Origin of the sequence: Arthrobacter sp. NPDC057259 (assembly GCF_042668995.1) — a bacterium.
Taxonomy (GTDB): Bacteria; Actinomycetota; Actinomycetes; order Actinomycetales; family Micrococcaceae; genus Arthrobacter.
The window spans coordinates 151,543-166,867 of the sequence record NZ_JBHUYA010000002.1; the positions used below are offsets into that span (position 1 = coordinate 151,543).

Below are 15,325 nucleotides of genomic sequence, written 5' to 3' on the forward strand. Positions count from 1 at the left end.
CCCGCTCCCGGTTCCCTGAGGGGATCCGGAGGCGGGGGCCTCCCCGTCGTGCAGTCAGTCAGTCGTAAAGACTACTTCCCTGCGACGACGTCGAGTTCGATCACAGCGGAAACGTCGTCGTGGAGACGGACGTTGGCCTGGTAGGAACCGGTCGACTTGATGTGAGCCGGCAGTTCAACCTTGCGCTTGTCGATGCGGCCGAGGCCAGCGGCCTCAACGGCGTCGGCGACGTCGCCCTGCTTGACGGTGCCGAACAGGCGGCCGGTTTCGCCGGCCTTGACGACGAGCTTGACCGGCTTGGCCTGCAGAGCCGCAGCCTGCTTCTGAGCGTCTTCCAGGGAAGCGTGCTCGCGGGCGGCGCGGGCGGCCTTGATGGACTCAACCTGCTTCTCGCCACCCTTGGACCAGGTCAGGGCGAAGTTGCGGGGCAGCAGGTAGTTACGGGCGTAACCGTCCTTGACCTCGACAACGTCGCCAGCAGCACCGAGACCGGTGACTTCGTGGGTCAGAATGAGCTTTGCCATGTTAGTTAATCCCTTCCTTAGCCGCGGCCAGCGCCGGAGTAAGGCAGCAGAGCAACTTCGCGGGCGTTCTTGATTGCCTGTGCGATCTTGCGCTGTTCCTGGACCGTGACGCCGGTGACGCGACGGGCGCGGATCTTGCCGCGGTCGGAGATGAACTTGCGCAGCAATGCTACGTCCTTGTAGTCGATGACAGTGATGTCAGCGGCCTTCAAGGGGTTGGACTTTGGTTTGGGCTTACGGAGTTCAGCCTTAGCCATCGTGGAGCTCCTATTCGATGGAGCCCGTGGATATTGATCCACGGGATGGTGGTGATCCGCCGCCGTTCTCTCGCGGCCGCCCTGGGGCGCCCGTGCGGGTCCGGCGTCGGACCTTTATATGGTGTTTAGAAGGGAGGTTCGGAATCCGGGCCGTTGCCCCAGCCGCCGGCATTGCTGACCCCGGGCGTTGCCCACGGATCATCCTGCGCAGCCTGCTGGCCGCCGCCCCAGTTTCCACCCGAGTTGCCGCCCTGGTTTCCACCAGAGTTGCCACCGAAACCGCCGCTGTTGCCGCCGCCGAAGCCACCCTGGCCGCCGTTTCCGGCGCCACCCCCGCCGGAGCGCTGGGTGCGGTTGACCTTGGCATTGGCGTAGCGCAGGCTGGGGCCGATCTCGTCGACTTCCAGCTCGATAACGGTGCGCTTCTCGCCTTCCTTGGTTTCGTAGGAACGGCTCTTCAAGCGGCCGGAAACAATCACGCGCATGCCCTTGGTCAGGGACTCGGCGACGTTTTCGGCTGCTTCACGCCAGACCGAAGCGCGGAGGAACAGGGTTTCCCCGTCCTTCCACTCGTTGGACTGGCGGTCGAACGTGCGGGGCGTAGAAGCGATGGTGAAGTTCGCTACTGCCGAACCTGACGGGGTGAACCTCAGTTCGGGGTCATTGGTGAGATTACCGATGACCGTAATAGTGGTCTCGCCTGCCATCTACTGCCTCCTTGTTCGTTCCTACGGGGTTAAAGATTGAGGGGTGGAGCTGAATTACTCAGCAACAACCTTCTGCTCTTCGGGGCGGATGATCTTGGTGCGCATGATGGTCTCGTTAAGACTCAGCTGGCGGTCAAGTTCCTTGGCGGTAGCCGGCTCAGCGGTGAAGTTCACCACGGCGTAGATACCTTCGGACTTCTTCTGGATTTCGTAAGCCAGTCGACGACGGCCCCAGATGTCAACCTTTTCGATGGTTCCACCATCGTTGGTGATGACATTCAGGAACTTCTGAAGCGACGGCTCAACGGTACGCTCTTCGACCTCGGGGTCGATGATTACCATCAATTCGTAAGGACGCATATGTGAACCCACCTCCTTTGGGCTAAGCGGTTACGGCATTTCCGTAACAGGAGGTTCATTTGCGGTGACTGCACGGCCGCGCACCCGGAACGGGGGCGTGACGCAGCACAGACTTCAACAGCTTAGTGCATCCGGGGCGTTTTCGGCGACTCTGCACCCACCGTAATCCCCCGCGGGGCGGCGGGGAAGCGGGCCCGCGGCGGTGTGGATAACTTCCGGCCAAGGTCCCTGTGCCATGATCTGCTCATGACCCCGGCCACCGCTCCGCAGTCCACCGGCTTCCCCATCCGCCGCAGCCGGCTCCGTTTCGTCGTCATGCTCGCCGCCGGACTGGCGTCCGGCGTCGCCGCCGGCCTCGGCGGGCGGTGGGTTGAGGCTCCGGCGGTGGGCTGGAGCGTCGCGGCCTTCATCTATGTCGCCTGGGTGTGGATCGTGATCGGACGGCTGGATGCGGCGGGGACGCGGGCCCATGCCACCTCGGAGGACCCCTCGCACCGGGTGACGGACCTGATGATCCTCGCCGCCAACCTGGCGAGCCTCGCAGCGGTTGCCGCCGTCGTCATCGATTCGCACAGCGGCAGCGGCGGATTCCGGCTGGCCGGCGGGCTGCTGGCCCTGGCCTCCACGGCGCTGTCCTGGATGCTCGTGCAGACGCTCTTCACCCTGCGCTACGCCGCCCTGTACTTCAGCACCTCTGCCAGGGCGGGTGCCGCAGTGGGCGGCATCGACTTCAACCAGCCGGAGCCGCCGCAGTACACGGACTTCGCGTACCTCGCCACCAGCCTGGGCATGACCTACCAGGTCTCGGACACCGCGTTGAAGAACCACGCCATCCGGGCCGAGGCCCTCAAGCACAGCCTGCTCTCCTACCTTTTCGGCACCGTGATCCTCGCCGCCACCATCAACGTGGTGATCGGCCTCGCCAGCTCCTAGCCGGCCTGACCGGCGGCGGTGCGGAAGAAGGCGCCCGTGACCGTGGCCAGGCGGTGCGGGTCCTCGACGCCGCAAAGTTCCCGCGCGGAGTGCATCGAGAGCAGCGGGACGCCGACGTCGACGGTGCGGATGCCCAGGCGGGTGGCGGTCAGCGGCCCGATCGTGGAGCCGCACGGCATCACGTTGTTGGAGACGAATTCCTGGTACGGGACGCCGGACTCGGTGCAGAGCCGCGCCCAGAGGGCCGCTCCGGTGGCGTCGGTGGCGTAGCGCTGGTTGGCGTTGATCTTCAGCAGCGGTCCGCCGTTGAGGACCGGCCGGTTGGCCGGATCGTGCCGTTCCGGGTAGTTCGGGTGCACGGCGTGGCCGGCGTCGGCGGAGACGCAGAAGGACGCGGCGAAGGCCTGCCGGCGCTGGCTGGCGGTGGCGCCGAGGCCGTCGGAGATGCGGACCAGGACGTCCTCGAGGACCGGGCCGCAGGCGCCGGAGCGGGAGGCGGAACCGATCTCTTCGTGGTCGAAGGCGGCGAGGACGGCGATCGGTCCGTCCGCCGGGACCGGCCCCGCGGCGTGGTCGATCAGGGCGATGAGGCCGGCGTGCGTGGCGGAGAGGTTGTCGAGGCGGCCGGAGGCGAAGAACTCGCCGCGGGCGCCGAAGACGGCGGGGGGCTGGGTGTCGGCGATGACGACGTCGTAGCCGCCGATCTGCGCGGGGTCCACCGTGGCGCCTTCGACCCGGTCCGCGAGGAGGGCCAGGAGGTCGGAATCTGCCGGGTCACCGAGGCCGTAGACCGGGTTCATGTGCTGCTGCTTGTCCAGGGCGAGACCGTCGTTGACGGCGCGGTCCAGGTGGATGGCGAGCTGGGGGAAGCGCAGCAGCGGGCCGGTGGCGGTGAGGTGTTCGGTGCCGTCGAGCATCACCAGGCGGCCGGCGAGCTGCAGTTCCCGGTCCAGCCAGGAGTTCAGCAGCGGGCCGCCGTAGACCTCGACGCCGGCCTGGAGCCAGCCGAACTTGCCGGTGCTGGGCTTGGGCTTGAGCTTGAAGGACGGCGAGTCGGTGTGGGCGCCGAGGATGTTGAAGCCAGTGACGGGGCCAGCCCCTTCCGGGACTACCCAGGCGATCAGGGCGCCGTCGCGCAGCATGTAGAACCGGCCGGTGCCGGCGTCGGATTCCGCGGCGGTGGGCCAGGGCTGCAGTTCGTCGAGGGCGGTGAACCCGGCCTCATCCAGGCGGCGGGCGGCCTCGTGGACGGCGTGGAAGCTCGACGGGGAGGCGCTGACGTACGCGCCGAGGTCCTGGATGTGCTCTGCTGCGGTGGAAGACATGGCTCCGAGTCTAACCGGAGCCCGTTCCTCCCCCGCCGGCCCGCGGAGACGCGGCGGCGGGGGAGGAACGGCGGGATTTACTTGGCCGGGCCGGTGACGGCGGGCTCGGCGTCGGTGACCTCGGCGGCGTTTCGGGCGGTGGCGTCACCCGCGGGGGCGTGGCCCCGGCCGCGGTAGCGGAAGAGCCCAATACCGACGACGACGGCGGCGAGGGCCAGCGAGAGCAGCAGCGATTCGCGGGTGCTGTCCAGGATCACCATGCCGATCAGCAGCGCCACGATGCTGATGATCGCGGCCCAGGTCAGGTACGGGAAGAGCCACATCTTCAGCTGCAGTTCGCTGGCGGCGGCGCCCATCCGGCGGCGCAGGATCAGCTGCGAGACGGCGATGACGAGCCAGACGAACAGGGCGATCGCGCCGGAGGTGTTGACCAGGAAGAGGAACACGGTGTCCGGGGCGATGTAGTTCAGGCCCACGGTGATGAAGCCGACCACGGTGGAGGCCAGCACGGCGCCGGCCGGGACGCCGCGCTTGGAGATCCGCATCCAGGACTTGGGGGCGTCACCGCGGCGGGAGAGGGAGAAGAGCATCCGGCTGGCGGTGTAGAGGCCGGAGTTGAGGCAGGACAGGACCGAGGTGAGCACCACGATGTCCATGATGGTGCCGGCGCCGGGGATGCCGAAGAGTTCGATCACGGCGACGTACGGGCTCTTGGCCACGGAGGCGCTGTTCCAGGGCAGCAGGGTCACGACGATGGCGATGGAGCCGATGTAGAAGACCAGGATGCGCCACACCGTGGACTTCACGGCCTTCTTGACGGCGTCGACCGGGTTCTCGGATTCGCCGGCGGCGATCGTGGCGATTTCGGCGCCGAAGAAGGAGAAGACGACCACCAGGATGCCGGCCAGGACGGCGCCCGGTCCGTTGGGCATGAAGCCGCCCTTGTTGACCAGGTTGTCCAGGCCCGGGGCGGGGACGCCGGGGATCAGGCCGAGGATGGCGGCGACGCCGAAGAGCAGGAAAAGGACGATCGCGGCGACCTTGATGGAGGCGAACCAGAATTCGAACTCACCGTAGGACTTCACCGAGCCGAGGTTGGTCAGTGTCAGCAGGATCATCAGGGCCAGGGCCCAGACCCACTGGTCGATGCCGGGCACCCAGCGGTGCATGATCGCGGCGCCGGCAGTGGCCTCGATGCCGAGGACGATGATCCAGAACCAGGCGTAGAGCCAGCCGATGCTGAACCCGGCCCAGCGGCCCAGGGCCCTGTCAGCGTAGGTGGAGAAGGAGCCGGTTTCCGGGTTTGCCGCGGCCATTTCGCCAAGCATCCGCATGACGAGGATGACGACGAGGCCGGCGGCCAGGTAGGCGACCAGGATGCCCGGGCCGGCCTGCTGGATGGCGGCGCCGGAGCCGACGAAGAGCCCGGCGCCGATGACGCCGGCGATGGCGATCATCGAGAGGTGCCGGGGTTTGAGGGACTTGGAGAGTTGCTGGTCAGCCTGCATGAAGCGCCGTCCTTTGTGGGTGGTCTAGGTCCGGGCCCGCACGCCGGGCTCAGGGGCCGGGGGGCGTGTGCTGCGGACCACAAGGTCGTTTCACAGTAGACCGGCCGCGGAAGGCGGTGTCCTGTGCAATCCCACAGATTACGGTGCGTGATTTCGGGCGCGATTCCAGCCCGGGCGCCCGGCGGTCAAAGCCTGTTGCCTCTCAGGCAATTCTGAAATGTGCCTGAAACCACTGCTTCAGGCTCTGCCTGGCCCCGCGTCGGAGCTACCCGCGGGTACCCCTGGCGGGGGCACCGGCGGGTAGCCCCGGTTTAGACGTCGCGTTTCTTCAGCAGGAAGCCGGCCAGGACCAGCGGGATGACCACCCAGGCGCCGAGCACCAGCGCGGCCTGCCACGCCTCGAGGGTGTCCGGGAGGTGCTGGGACGCGGTCATCGGGGTCAGGGTGCTGTCCGGGGTGTACTTGCGCAGTTCCTTGACCACGTCGCCCTGGATGATCTGCAGGGCGATCGGCAGCACGAAGAACAGTCCCACCAGGGCCATGATGCCGCCGGCCGAGTTGCGCAGCAGGGCCCCGAGCGCCAGGCCGATGGCGGCGACGGCTGCCACGTAGGCGCTGTTGATCAGCAGGGTGCGCCAGTAGTGGTCACTGGAGACATCCAGGGTGTGGCCGTACTGCTCGAAGATCGGCACCGCCACGACGCCGGAGATGTACAGCGACACCGCGGTGACAACAAACGCGGAGACCGCCACGACGATCAGCTTGGCCACGAAGGCCGGGATGCGGCGCGGTACGGCCGTGAACGTGGAGCGCGCCATGCCGGTGGTGAACTCCGAGCTGATGATCAGGACCGCCAGGGAACCGAGGATCAACTGGGCGAAGGAGATCCCGGCACCCGGGGCCGACGCCGCGATGTCACCCTGGGCGGCCAGTGCGGCGGAGCGCTGGGGATCGGCGCCGGAGGACTGGAGGGCCTGGCCGATGCCCCAGGACGCGAGGGCGCCGATGCCCACGATGACCGCGGCGGTGGCGACCAGCAGGATCACGGTCGAGAGCAGGGAGCGGAACTTGATGAATTCGGCGTTGAGGACCCGCGGGAAGCTGGGGCCGGGTCCGGTGCTGAGGCCGGCGGGGCGTCCGCTGCCGCCGGCGGCGTGGGCCGGGCCGCCGGGTTCGCGGCGGGAGGGCGTGGGGTCGATGGTGGTGGAGCTCATGGTTCAGTTGCCTCCGGCCTGGGCGTGGGCGGTGTCGCCCGTGGTGATCAGCGAGTGGTATTCGACCTCGTCCTTGGTCAGCTCCATGTAGGCCTCCTCGAGGCTGGCGCGGAGCGGGGTGAGTTCGTAGATCATGACGCCGTGCTCCAGCGCGGTCCGGGCGATCCGGCGCGGCTCCAGGCCGGTGACTTCGAGCAGTTCGTTCTCCTGGCCGTCCACGGTGGCGCCGTCGGCGGTGAGCAGGCGCGTCAGTTCGGCGGCCTGGTCGGTCCGGACCCGCACCCTGCCCCGGTCCTTGCCGGTGATGATGTCCTGGATCGGCGCGTCGGCGATGATCCGGCCGCGGCCGATCACGATCAGGTGGTCCGCGGTGACGGCCATTTCGCTCATCAGGTGGCTGGAGAGGAACACCGTGCGGCCCTCCGAGGCCAGGTACTTGACCAGGTTGCGGACCCAGACCACGCCCTCGGGGTCCAGGCCGTTGACCGGCTCGTCGAGGATGACGGTACGCGGGTCGCCCAGCAGGGCCGCGGCGATGCCGAGCCGCTGACCCATGCCGAGGGAGAAGCCGCCCACCTTCTTGCGCGCCACCTCGCCGAGGCCGGTCATCTCGATGACGTCCCGGACCCGCTGCTTCGGGATGCCGTGGGTCGCGGCCATGGCGAGCAGGTGGTTGTAGGCGGACCGGCTGGTGTGGACGGCCTTGGCGTCGAGCAGGGCGCCGACGTCGCGCAGCGGCGCGGCGTGCCGGGCGTACGGGACGCCGTCGACGGTCACGGTGCCCGACGTCGGGCGGTCCAGTCCCATGATCATCCTCATGGTGGTCGACTTCCCGGCCCCGTTGGGGCCCAGGAAGCCGGTGACCCGTCCCGGCTGGACGGTGAAATCAACTCCGGCGACGGCGGTTTTGTCGCCGTAGACCTTCGTCAGGCCTCTGGCCTCGATCATAGAAGCGGTCCTTTGCGTAGCGGTGGCTGTGTGCTCCCCACGCTACCCATGCCGTCCGCCAACCGGACCGGTTTGGCAACGGTTTAAGGGATGTTTCAGGGTCGACTCAGGGTCCCGGCACGGTGCCGGGACCCCCGTCAGTCCTGCTCCCGCGGCGTGTAATAGACCAGGCCGCCGGGCTGGACCGAGAACTCCACGGCCCGGACGCCGGGCATGACCTCCCCGTCGACGGCCAGCACCATGGTGGGTCCGGCGGGTTCCACCCGGATCCGCGTGGCCTCGCGCAGGTGCGTGATGCCGGAGGTCGCCACCGTCCCGGTCAGCACCGCCCAGAGCAGGCGGAGCCGGGCAAAGGACTCGTCCGCGGTGATCATCCGGAGGTCCAGGACGCCGTCGTCGAGCACCGGGCGGACCAGCGGGGCGTGATCGCGCGGGTAGTAGCGGCCGCGGCCCACGTACAGGATCCAGAGCTTGTGCCGCACCCCGTCCACCACCAGGGTGCTGGGCGTTCCGGCGGCGAAGGTCCGGAACATCGCCACGACGCCGGCCAGCGGCTTGCCGAGGGCGGGCTGGAGCTGTTCGCGGCGCCGGACCAGGTTGGGATAGAGCCCGATGCTGGCGGTGTTGAGCATTGTCAGGTGCTGCCGGACCGGGTCGTCCGGGAGGCCGCGTTCCACCGCGACGTGGCCGATGTCGGCGCGGGCGGCCTCGCCCCGGGTCGCGGCGTCGACGGCGGCCTGCAGGGTAGGGGTGCCGGCGTCGCGGGCGAAGTGGTTCAGGGTGCCGCCGGGCAGGACCAGCAGCGGCAGGGAGTGTTCGACGGCGGCGGCCGCGGCGGTGCCGACCGTGCCGTCCCCGCCCCAGACGCCGAGGGCCTTGATCCCCTCCCGCCGGGCCACCGCCTGAATTTCGGCGTCGACGTCCTCGCCGGCCTGGACTTCCTTGATATACGCCTTGGGGAATACTTCCTGGAGGGCGGCGGCGGTCTGGTCGGCGTAGGAGCCTCCGAGGGTGTTCACGGCGATGCCGAGCCCCTCGCCGTCGGGCAGCCGGTTGGCCTCCACGGGGGTGCGTCGGACGGCGGGAAACGGCGGCCGGACCGGCCACCAGCGCCGGGTCACGAGGGCCGCCCCGGCGCCGATCGCGGAGCCGAAGAAGACGTCCGAGGGCCAGTGCGCCCCGGTGTGCACCCGCGAATAGGCCACCCCCGCGGCGACCGGGGCCAGGGCGGCGCCCAGGGCCGGCCGGACCAGGCCCACCCCCACGGCGAACGCCACGGCGGAGGCCGAATGCCCCGACGGCATGGAGGAGCTGGTGGGCTGCGGATTCACGAACCGGAAGGTCGGCAGGTGTTCGGGCAGGGGCCGCTGGCGGGGCAGCAGCGACTTGAAGACCACGTTCGTCACCGCGGACGCCACGCCCTGGGCCAGCAGTCCGTGCAGGGCGGCCCGGCGGGTCTTGCCGGGAACCAGGGCCAGTCCGGCGGCGATCCCGATCCAGAGCTTGCCGTGGTTGGCGGCGGCGGACAGGTTCCGGAAGAAGTCGTCGTGGCTGCCGTGGGGGAGCCGCGAGACCTTCCGCACCAGCCGGCGGTCCAGCTTCTCAAAGTGGCGCGGGGTTTTGGCCAGCATGCTTCGCATCTGCCCACCTTACTGCCGGCCCGGCGGCGGCGTGCCCTACCCGGCGCGGAGCGGCTTCGCGGCGCCCGCCAGCAGCAGCGCCAGCAGGATGGGCGCCCCGATGGCCAGCAGGGCCAGCCTGATGCCGGTCAGGTCGCCCAGGTAGCCGAGCAGCGGAGGCCCGGCGAGGAACGCGACGTAGCCCAGCGTGGACACCACGGAGACCCGGACGGCGGCGCGGCGCGGGTCGTCCGCCGCGGCGGACATCCCCATAGGGAAGGCCAGGGCGGCCCCCACTCCCCAGAGTGCCGCGCCCCCGGCCGCCACCCAGAGGTTGCCGGCGAAGACGAACAGGGCAAGTCCCGCGGCCGCGGCGCCCATGCTGGCGCGCAGCACCGGCACCCGGCCGTAGCCGTCGATCAGCCGGCCGCCGAACAGGCGCATGGCGGTCATGGCGAGGACGAAGACGGCAAACAGCAGCGCCCCCGTCGATTGCGGGGCGCCCAGGCCGTCGACGGCCGCCTTGGCGATCCAGTCGTTGCCGGCGCCCTCGGTCAGGGTGGCGCCGAGGACGACGACGCCGATCAGCACCGTGCGGCCCTCCCGCCAGGCCGAGCCGGCGCGCGGCGCCCCGGCGTCGGCGTCGTGCGACCCGTCCGCTCCCGCCGCATGCGGAAGGAAGTAGCGTGGCGCCGTCAGCGCCGCGACGACCACGACGGCGGCGATGACCAGCAGGTGGCTGGGCAGGCCGATGCCCAGCTGGGAGAGCCCGGCACCGATCAGGGCACCCACGAACGCCCCGCCGCTGAACGCGGCGTGGAACTGCGGCATGATGGTGCGGCCCAGTTGGTGTTCGACGTCGGCGCCTTCGATGTTCTGCGAGACGTCCCAGAGCCCGATCCCGATCCCGAAGAAGAACAGCGAGACGGCGGTCCCGGGGATCGAGACGGCGTTCAGGGAGATGGCGATGCCGGCACCGGCGACGGCCGCGAGCAGCCCGGCGGCCCGGATGGTGTTGGCCGTGCCCAACCGGTTGACCACCCAGCCGGCGGTCGGCAGGGCGATCAGCGACCCGACGGCCACGCAGAGCAGCAGCGTTCCCATCTGGCCCGAGGTGATGCCCAGGATGTCGGTGACCGCGGGGATCCGGGCGGCCCAGCTGGCGAAGACCAGCCCGTTGATGCCGAAGACCAGGAAGGTGGCCGCGGCCGCCGCCCTGAGGGGTTGGCGGGTCTGAAGCTTGCTCATACGGTTACCACTTCCACACAATGACGGGCGAGTTCGGCGCGGTCCGCCGGGGTCAGGTCTTTGTCGGTCACCAGGACGTCGACGGCGTCCAGGGCGGCCACCAGCGCTACGGCTCCGGCGTCCCATTTGGCCGCCGAGCAGGCGGCGATCACGCGACCGGCCGACTCAAGTCCGGCGCGCTTGACGGCGGCATCCTCCAGGTCGTGGGCCAGCAGGCCGTCGCGCAGGCTCACCGCGCAGGGGGTGACGACGGCGGTGTCGAACCGGAGGGCCCGGACGGTGGACTCGGTCAGCGGGCCGCGGAAGGAGAGTTCCCCGGGGCTCAGGCTGCCACCGGGCAACAGCAACCCGGCGCGCCGGCCGGCCGTGGCGCCACCGGCGAGGGCGTTGACGGCGGGCAGGGACATGGGCATGACGGTCAGTTCACGGTGTTGCAGCTGCCGGGCCACCTCGGTGGCGGTGGTGCCGCTGTCCAGCCAGACGTGGGTCCGGTCCCGGAGGAGTCCGGCCACGCCGGCGGCGATCCGCGCCTTGGCCTCCTGGTCCTCGAGTTCGCGCTGGCCGTATTCGGGGTGCTCGCCGCCCGCGACGAGGCTCTGCGCCCCGCCATGGACCCGGCGGAGCACGCCGTTGAGGGCCAGGACGTCCAGGTCGCGCCGGATGGTGGCGCCGGAGGCGCCGCACTCGGCGACCAGTTCCTCCACGCTCACGCGGTCGCGGCCGCGCAGCAGTTCGCCGATGCGGCGGTGCCGCTGCTCAGTGTTCATGAGCAAACAGTAGCGTTAAACGATCAAATGATCACGCGCAACGCTCATGTGCGCATTCAGCGGACCCGGTCGACGCGCTTTTCGTCCCAGACCGGCTCCGCGGATTCGTAGACCTTGCCGTCGGAGCCGAAGACGAGGAAGCGGTCGAAGGTCCGCGCGAACCAGCGGTCGTGGGTGACGGCCAGGACGGTGCCCTCGAAGTGGCCGATGGCGCGTTCCAACGCCTCGGCCGAGTGCAGGTCCAGGTTGTCGGTGGGTTCATCGAGCAACAACAGGGTGGCGCCGGAGAGCTGCAGCAGCAGAATCTGGAACCTGGCCTGCTGGCCGCCGGAGAGGGACTCGTACTTCTGCTCGGACTGGCCCGCCAGGCCGTAGCCGTCCAGCGCGCCGGCGGCGGCCTCGCGGGCCAGGCCGGAGCGGTGTTCGTCGCCGCGGTGCAGGATCTCCAGCAGGGTCTTACCCAGGAGGTCCGGGCGGACGTGGGTCTGGGCGAAGAAGCCGGGCCGGATCCGGGCGCCGAGCTTCACCGTGCCCTCGTGTGGGACCTCGGCGATCTCGACAAGCGGCTGCGGCGAGGGCCCCTCCCCGAGCTTGCGAGGGGTGGGAGCCGCAGGCAGCGCGGAGACGGGCAGGTGTTCGCGTTCCGGGTCGGTGCCGCCGGTCGCCAGCAGACGCAGGAAGTGGCTCTTGCCGGAGCCGTTGGAGCCGAGCACGCCCACCCGGTCACCGAACCAGATCTCGGTGGAGAACGGCTTCATCAGCCCGGTGAGCTCCAGCTTTTCGGCCACGACGGCGCGCTTGGCGGTCCGGCCGCCCTTGAGCCGCATCTGCACGTTCTGCTCGATCGGCAGGGCCTCGGGCGGGCCGGCCTCGAGGAACTTCGCCAGCCGGGTCTGCGCGGCGTGGTACCGGTTGGCCATGTCGGAGCGGAACGCGGCCTTGTTCTTGTACATGTTGACGAGTTCCTTGAGCTTCACGTGCTCCTCGTCCCAGCGCTTGCGGAGCTCCTCGAAGCGGGCGTTGCGGTCCGCGCGGGCCTCTACATAGGAGCCGAAGCCGCCGCCGTGGACCCAGGCGCCGGCGCCGTTGATGCCCGGTTCCAGGGTGACGATGCGGCCGGCGGCGTTGTTCAGCAGCTCGCGGTCGTGACTGATGAAGAACACGGTCTTCTTCGACTCGTTGAGCTTCGCCTCGAGCCAGCGCTTGCCGGGGACGTCGAGGTAGTTGTCCGGTTCGTCCAGCAGCAGCAGTTCGTCCGGGCCGGCGAAGAGGGCCTCGAGGACCAGCCGCTTCTGTTCGCCGCCGGACAGGCTTGAGGCCGGCCGGTGCTGGGCGCGGTCGAAGGGGAGTCCCAGCGCGGCCATGCAGACCTCGTCCCAGACGGTTTCGACGTCGTATCCGCCGGCGTCGCCCCAGTCGACGATCGCCTGGGCGTACTTCATCTGGGTCGGCTCGTCGTCGTGTTCCATCATGGCCAGTTCGGCCTCGTCGACGGCGCGCGCGGCCGCGGCCAGCGCGGGCGGCGCGGCGGAGACCAGCAGGTCCCGGACCGTGGAGTCGTCGCGGACCTGGCCGACGAACTGCCGCATGATGCCCATGTTGCCGGAGCGGCCGATCACGCCCTCGTCCGGCGTGAGGTCACCGGCGATGATGCGGAAGAGCGTGGTCTTGCCGGTTCCGTTGGGTCCGATCAGCGCCGTCTTGGTGCCGTCGGGGACCTTGAAGGTCACGCCGTTGAGCAGCTGGGTGCCGTCGGAGAGGAAGTAGTCGATGCCGGAAACGTCAATATGGGCCACGCTTCCATCCTCGCACGGAGCCCCGCGGTCACGGCCGCGGGGCTCCGTGGTGCCGGCCTAGCCGGCGCCGGTCAGGAACTCCTTGAGCAGCGGCCCGGAGGTGGTAGCACCCAGCCCGCCGTCCTCCACGAAGACGGCGACGGCGAGGTCGCCGTGCGTGGCCACGATCCAGGCGTGGGTCTTCGGCGGGTTGTCCGAGCCAAACTCGGCCGTTCCCGTCTTGGCCCCCACCGGGGCGCCGGGGACGGAGGCGAGGAAGCCGGCGTGCCCGGAGGTGATGACGGCGCGCATCATGTCGGCCAGGGACGCCGCTTCGGCCGGGGTCAGCGGGGTGCCGGAGGCCGTCGGGGCAGCGGTCGCCGTGGAGGTCGCACCCGGCGACCCGCTGGCGGAAGCACTTGAGGCTGCCGTCGCCGCGGGAGACGCGGAGCCGGTGGCGCCCGGCGTGCCGGCGGGTGCATCGGGGTTGGTGACCAGGACCGGCGACACCGGGGCGCCCTTGGCCACGGAACCGGCCATCACGGCCGCCACAAGCGGGGACAGCAGCACCTTGCCCTGGCCGATCATCGAGGCGGCGTGTTCGGTGCCGCCGGCCTGGCCGGGAACGGACCCCAGGAACGCGGCCGCGCCGAGCTTCGGGGCGTCGACGCCCACGCCCAGGGACGCCGCGGTGCTTTCCAGCTGGGCCTGGCTGACCTTGTCCCGGGCGTTGATGAAGGCGGTGTTGCAGGAGTGCGCGAAGGCATCCCGCAGGGCCACCGAGCCCAGCGAGGAGGCAGGGTAGCCCTCCGCGTTCTTGAAGGTCCGGCCGTCCACCTCCAGGGTGGCGGGGCAGTCGACCTTGCTGTCCGGGGTCATGCCGCCGCGGATCAGCGCCAGGGAATCGACGATCTTGAAGATGGATCCGGGGGCGTACTGTCCCAGCATGGCGGTGTCGTAGCCGTTGCTGCCGGGTCCGGAGGCGGCGGCAAGCACGGCGCCGCTGGAGGGCCGGAGCGCCACGATCGCGGACGCCGGTCCCACCTTGGCCAGGGTGTCCTCGGCCAGCTGCTGCAGCTTCGGATCCAGGGTGGTCTTCAGCGGGGCGCCCGGCTTCATGGCGACCTGGAAGAGCATCCGGCGGCCGGCGTTGGGCTGGGCCTGGCGTTGTTCCGGAGTGAGGCCGGGGACCTGGGCGAAGACCTGGACGCCGTCGGTGCCGCGCAGCCGGGCGTCGTACTGCTGCTGCAGGCCGCCGGTGCCGGTGCTGTCCCCGTTCTTGAGCGCGCCGCCGGACTTTTCGATCTGTTCGGCGCTGGCCTCGGCCACGGAGCCGAGGACGGCCCGGGCAAAGGTCCGCGTGGGTGCCAGCGGAAGCGCGTCGGCGATGGCCCGGGCTCCGGGGATCGCGGCGATCTGCTCGTCCGTGACGGTCCGGCCGTCCTGCCGCAGCGTGATGGCGGCGACGAAGGCCTGCGGGCCGGCGGCCTGGACCTGCTGGGTGTACCCGGCCGGGTCCACGCCCACCAGGGCCGCGAGCTTCGCGGCGGAAGCCGCCGGGTCGGCTCCGCCGAGGGTGGTCTTGTCGATGCCGACGTTGACCACCGCGCGGGAGGTCACCAGCGGCACGTCCCCGGCTCCGAGGATGTCGGCCCGCTGCGGCGCCTGCGTGGAGGTGGCCAGCACCTCGATATCGGTCAGCCCCGGGGCCAGCAGGTCCGGCTTCCAGACGGTCTGCCAGGTGTCTCCGGCCTTCTTCAGCTGGGCGGACACGGTGTACTTCCATTCGGATCCACCGATGGTCCAGCTGATGTCCAGCGGGAGGGTGGCGGTGTCCTTGTCCACGGTGAGGTCGCCGCCGTGGACCGTGGGCTTGGCCGGTTCGAGTGCCTTGAAGGCCTCGTGCAGCCGGTCATTTGCGGCGGAGGAGTCCTTGCCCTGGAACGGGACCGCGCCGACGTCGAGCGCGGAGAGGCCGGAGGCGAGCTTGTTGGCGGCGTCCTGGGCCCCCGAGCGGCCGTCGTCGCAGGCCACCAGCGAGGCGGCGAGCACCAGTCCGGTCAGGCCAAAGGTCAGTATGTGTTTTTTCCCCATTCGCGCCATTATGCCCTGAGCCCCGGACATCGCCGTGTCACGCGGC

General features: G+C 70.0%; 13 protein-coding genes and 2 pseudogenes. 1 reads left to right on the forward strand and 14 read right to left on the reverse strand.

The window, feature by feature from the left end:
• Positions 1-71: 71 nt before the first annotated feature.
• The 4 genes from rplI to rpsF form a co-directional block, all read right to left on the reverse strand.
• Positions 72-524 (reverse strand): 50S ribosomal protein L9, encoded by a 453-nt coding sequence (gene rplI / locus ACFUCU_RS04555; protein WP_056736830.1) that lies wholly within the window; start codon positions 522-524, stop codon positions 72-74.
• Between the two features lie 17 nt (positions 525-541).
• The gene (rpsR, locus tag ACFUCU_RS04560) at positions 542-781 is read right to left on the reverse strand and encodes a 30S ribosomal protein S18 (protein ID WP_003800144.1); all 240 of its coding nucleotides are present in this window, start codon (positions 779-781) and stop codon (positions 542-544) included.
• Positions 782-906: 125 nt separating this feature from the next.
• Entirely contained in the window at positions 907-1,488 is a 582-nt protein-coding gene (locus tag ACFUCU_RS04565) for a single-stranded DNA-binding protein (protein ID WP_290257144.1), read from the reverse strand.
• Between the two features lie 54 nt (positions 1,489-1,542).
• On the reverse strand, positions 1,543-1,848 hold the full coding sequence (gene rpsF / locus ACFUCU_RS04570; protein WP_290257143.1) for a 30S ribosomal protein S6: 306 nt from the start codon (positions 1,846-1,848) through the stop codon (positions 1,543-1,545).
• A gap of 246 nt (positions 1,849-2,094) precedes the next feature.
• Here rpsF and ACFUCU_RS04575 point away from each other — a divergent pair, with 246 nt between their 5' ends.
• Entirely contained in the window at positions 2,095-2,781 is a 687-nt protein-coding gene (locus tag ACFUCU_RS04575; RefSeq protein WP_377970976.1) for a DUF1345 domain-containing protein, read from the forward strand.
• Here the strand turns inward: ACFUCU_RS04575 and ACFUCU_RS04580 are convergent.
• The 10 genes and pseudogenes from ACFUCU_RS04580 to ACFUCU_RS04625 form a co-directional block, all read right to left on the reverse strand.
• On the reverse strand, positions 2,778-4,106 hold the full coding sequence (locus tag ACFUCU_RS04580) for a M18 family aminopeptidase (protein WP_377970978.1): 1,329 nt from the start codon (positions 4,104-4,106) through the stop codon (positions 2,778-2,780). The two genes, ACFUCU_RS04575 and ACFUCU_RS04580, sit on opposite strands and share 4 nt — an antisense overlap.
• A gap of 77 nt (positions 4,107-4,183) precedes the next feature.
• Entirely contained in the window at positions 4,184-5,614 is a 1,431-nt protein-coding gene (locus ACFUCU_RS04585; protein ID WP_377970980.1) for an amino acid permease, read from the reverse strand.
• A 311-nt stretch (positions 5,615-5,925) separates the two neighbouring features.
• A complete protein-coding gene (locus ACFUCU_RS04590) occupies positions 5,926-6,828 on the reverse strand; it encodes an ABC transporter permease subunit (RefSeq protein ID WP_377970982.1) in 903 nt (300 codons plus the stop codon).
• Between the two features lie 3 nt (positions 6,829-6,831).
• The gene (locus ACFUCU_RS04595) at positions 6,832-7,776 is read right to left on the reverse strand and encodes an ABC transporter ATP-binding protein (RefSeq protein ID WP_377970983.1); all 945 of its coding nucleotides are present in this window, start codon (positions 7,774-7,776) and stop codon (positions 6,832-6,834) included.
• Positions 7,777-7,913: 137 nt separating this feature from the next.
• Entirely contained in the window at positions 7,914-9,416 is a 1,503-nt protein-coding gene (locus ACFUCU_RS04600) for a bifunctional phosphatase PAP2/diacylglycerol kinase family protein (RefSeq protein ID WP_377970985.1), read from the reverse strand.
• A 57-nt stretch (positions 9,417-9,473) separates the two neighbouring features.
• Positions 9,474-10,226 (reverse strand): annotated as a pseudogene (locus ACFUCU_RS04605) (MFS transporter); the annotation flags it as partial.
• Positions 10,227-10,340: 114 nt separating this feature from the next.
• Positions 10,341-10,643, reverse strand: a pseudogene (locus tag ACFUCU_RS04610) (MFS transporter); the annotation flags it as partial.
• Entirely contained in the window at positions 10,640-11,410 is a 771-nt protein-coding gene (locus ACFUCU_RS04615; RefSeq protein ID WP_377970986.1) for a DeoR/GlpR family DNA-binding transcription regulator, read from the reverse strand. The gene ACFUCU_RS04615 and the pseudogene ACFUCU_RS04610, both read right to left, overlap by 4 nt.
• Positions 11,411-11,466: 56 nt before the next feature.
• Positions 11,467-13,206: an ABC-F family ATP-binding cassette domain-containing protein gene (locus ACFUCU_RS04620; RefSeq protein WP_377970988.1), complete on the reverse strand. Its 1,740-nt coding sequence runs from the start codon at positions 13,204-13,206 to the stop codon at positions 11,467-11,469.
• 57 nt (positions 13,207-13,263) lie between these two features.
• On the reverse strand, positions 13,264-15,279 hold the full coding sequence (locus ACFUCU_RS04625) for a penicillin-binding transpeptidase domain-containing protein (protein WP_377970990.1): 2,016 nt from the start codon (positions 15,277-15,279) through the stop codon (positions 13,264-13,266).
• Between the last annotated feature and the right edge of the window lie 46 nt (positions 15,280-15,325).

Coding starts and splice junctions, on each gene's coding strand:
- rplI (WP_056736830.1), bottom strand. CDS start 524: ATGGCAAAGCTCATTCTGACCCACGAAGTCACCGGTCTCGGTGCTGCT.
- rpsR (WP_003800144.1), bottom strand. CDS start 781: ATGGCTAAGGCTGAACTCCGTAAGCCCAAACCAAAGTCCAACCCCTTG.
- ACFUCU_RS04565 (WP_290257144.1), bottom strand. CDS start 1,488: ATGGCAGGCGAGACCACTATTACGGTCATCGGTAATCTCACCAATGAC.
- rpsF (WP_290257143.1), bottom strand. CDS start 1,848: ATGCGTCCTTACGAATTGATGGTAATCATCGACCCCGAGGTCGAAGAG.
- ACFUCU_RS04575 (WP_377970976.1), top strand. CDS start 2,095: ATGACCCCGGCCACCGCTCCGCAGTCCACCGGCTTCCCCATCCGCCGC.
- ACFUCU_RS04580 (WP_377970978.1), bottom strand. CDS start 4,106: ATGTCTTCCACCGCAGCAGAGCACATCCAGGACCTCGGCGCGTACGTC.
- ACFUCU_RS04585 (WP_377970980.1), bottom strand. CDS start 5,614: ATGCAGGCTGACCAGCAACTCTCCAAGTCCCTCAAACCCCGGCACCTC.
- ACFUCU_RS04590 (WP_377970982.1), bottom strand. CDS start 6,828: ATGAGCTCCACCACCATCGACCCCACGCCCTCCCGCCGCGAACCCGGC.
- ACFUCU_RS04595 (WP_377970983.1), bottom strand. CDS start 7,776: ATGATCGAGGCCAGAGGCCTGACGAAGGTCTACGGCGACAAAACCGCC.
- ACFUCU_RS04600 (WP_377970985.1), bottom strand. CDS start 9,416: ATGCGAAGCATGCTGGCCAAAACCCCGCGCCACTTTGAGAAGCTGGAC.
- ACFUCU_RS04615 (WP_377970986.1), bottom strand. CDS start 11,410: ATGAACACTGAGCAGCGGCACCGCCGCATCGGCGAACTGCTGCGCGGC.
- ACFUCU_RS04625 (WP_377970990.1), bottom strand. CDS start 15,279: ATGGGGAAAAAACACATACTGACCTTTGGCCTGACCGGACTGGTGCTC.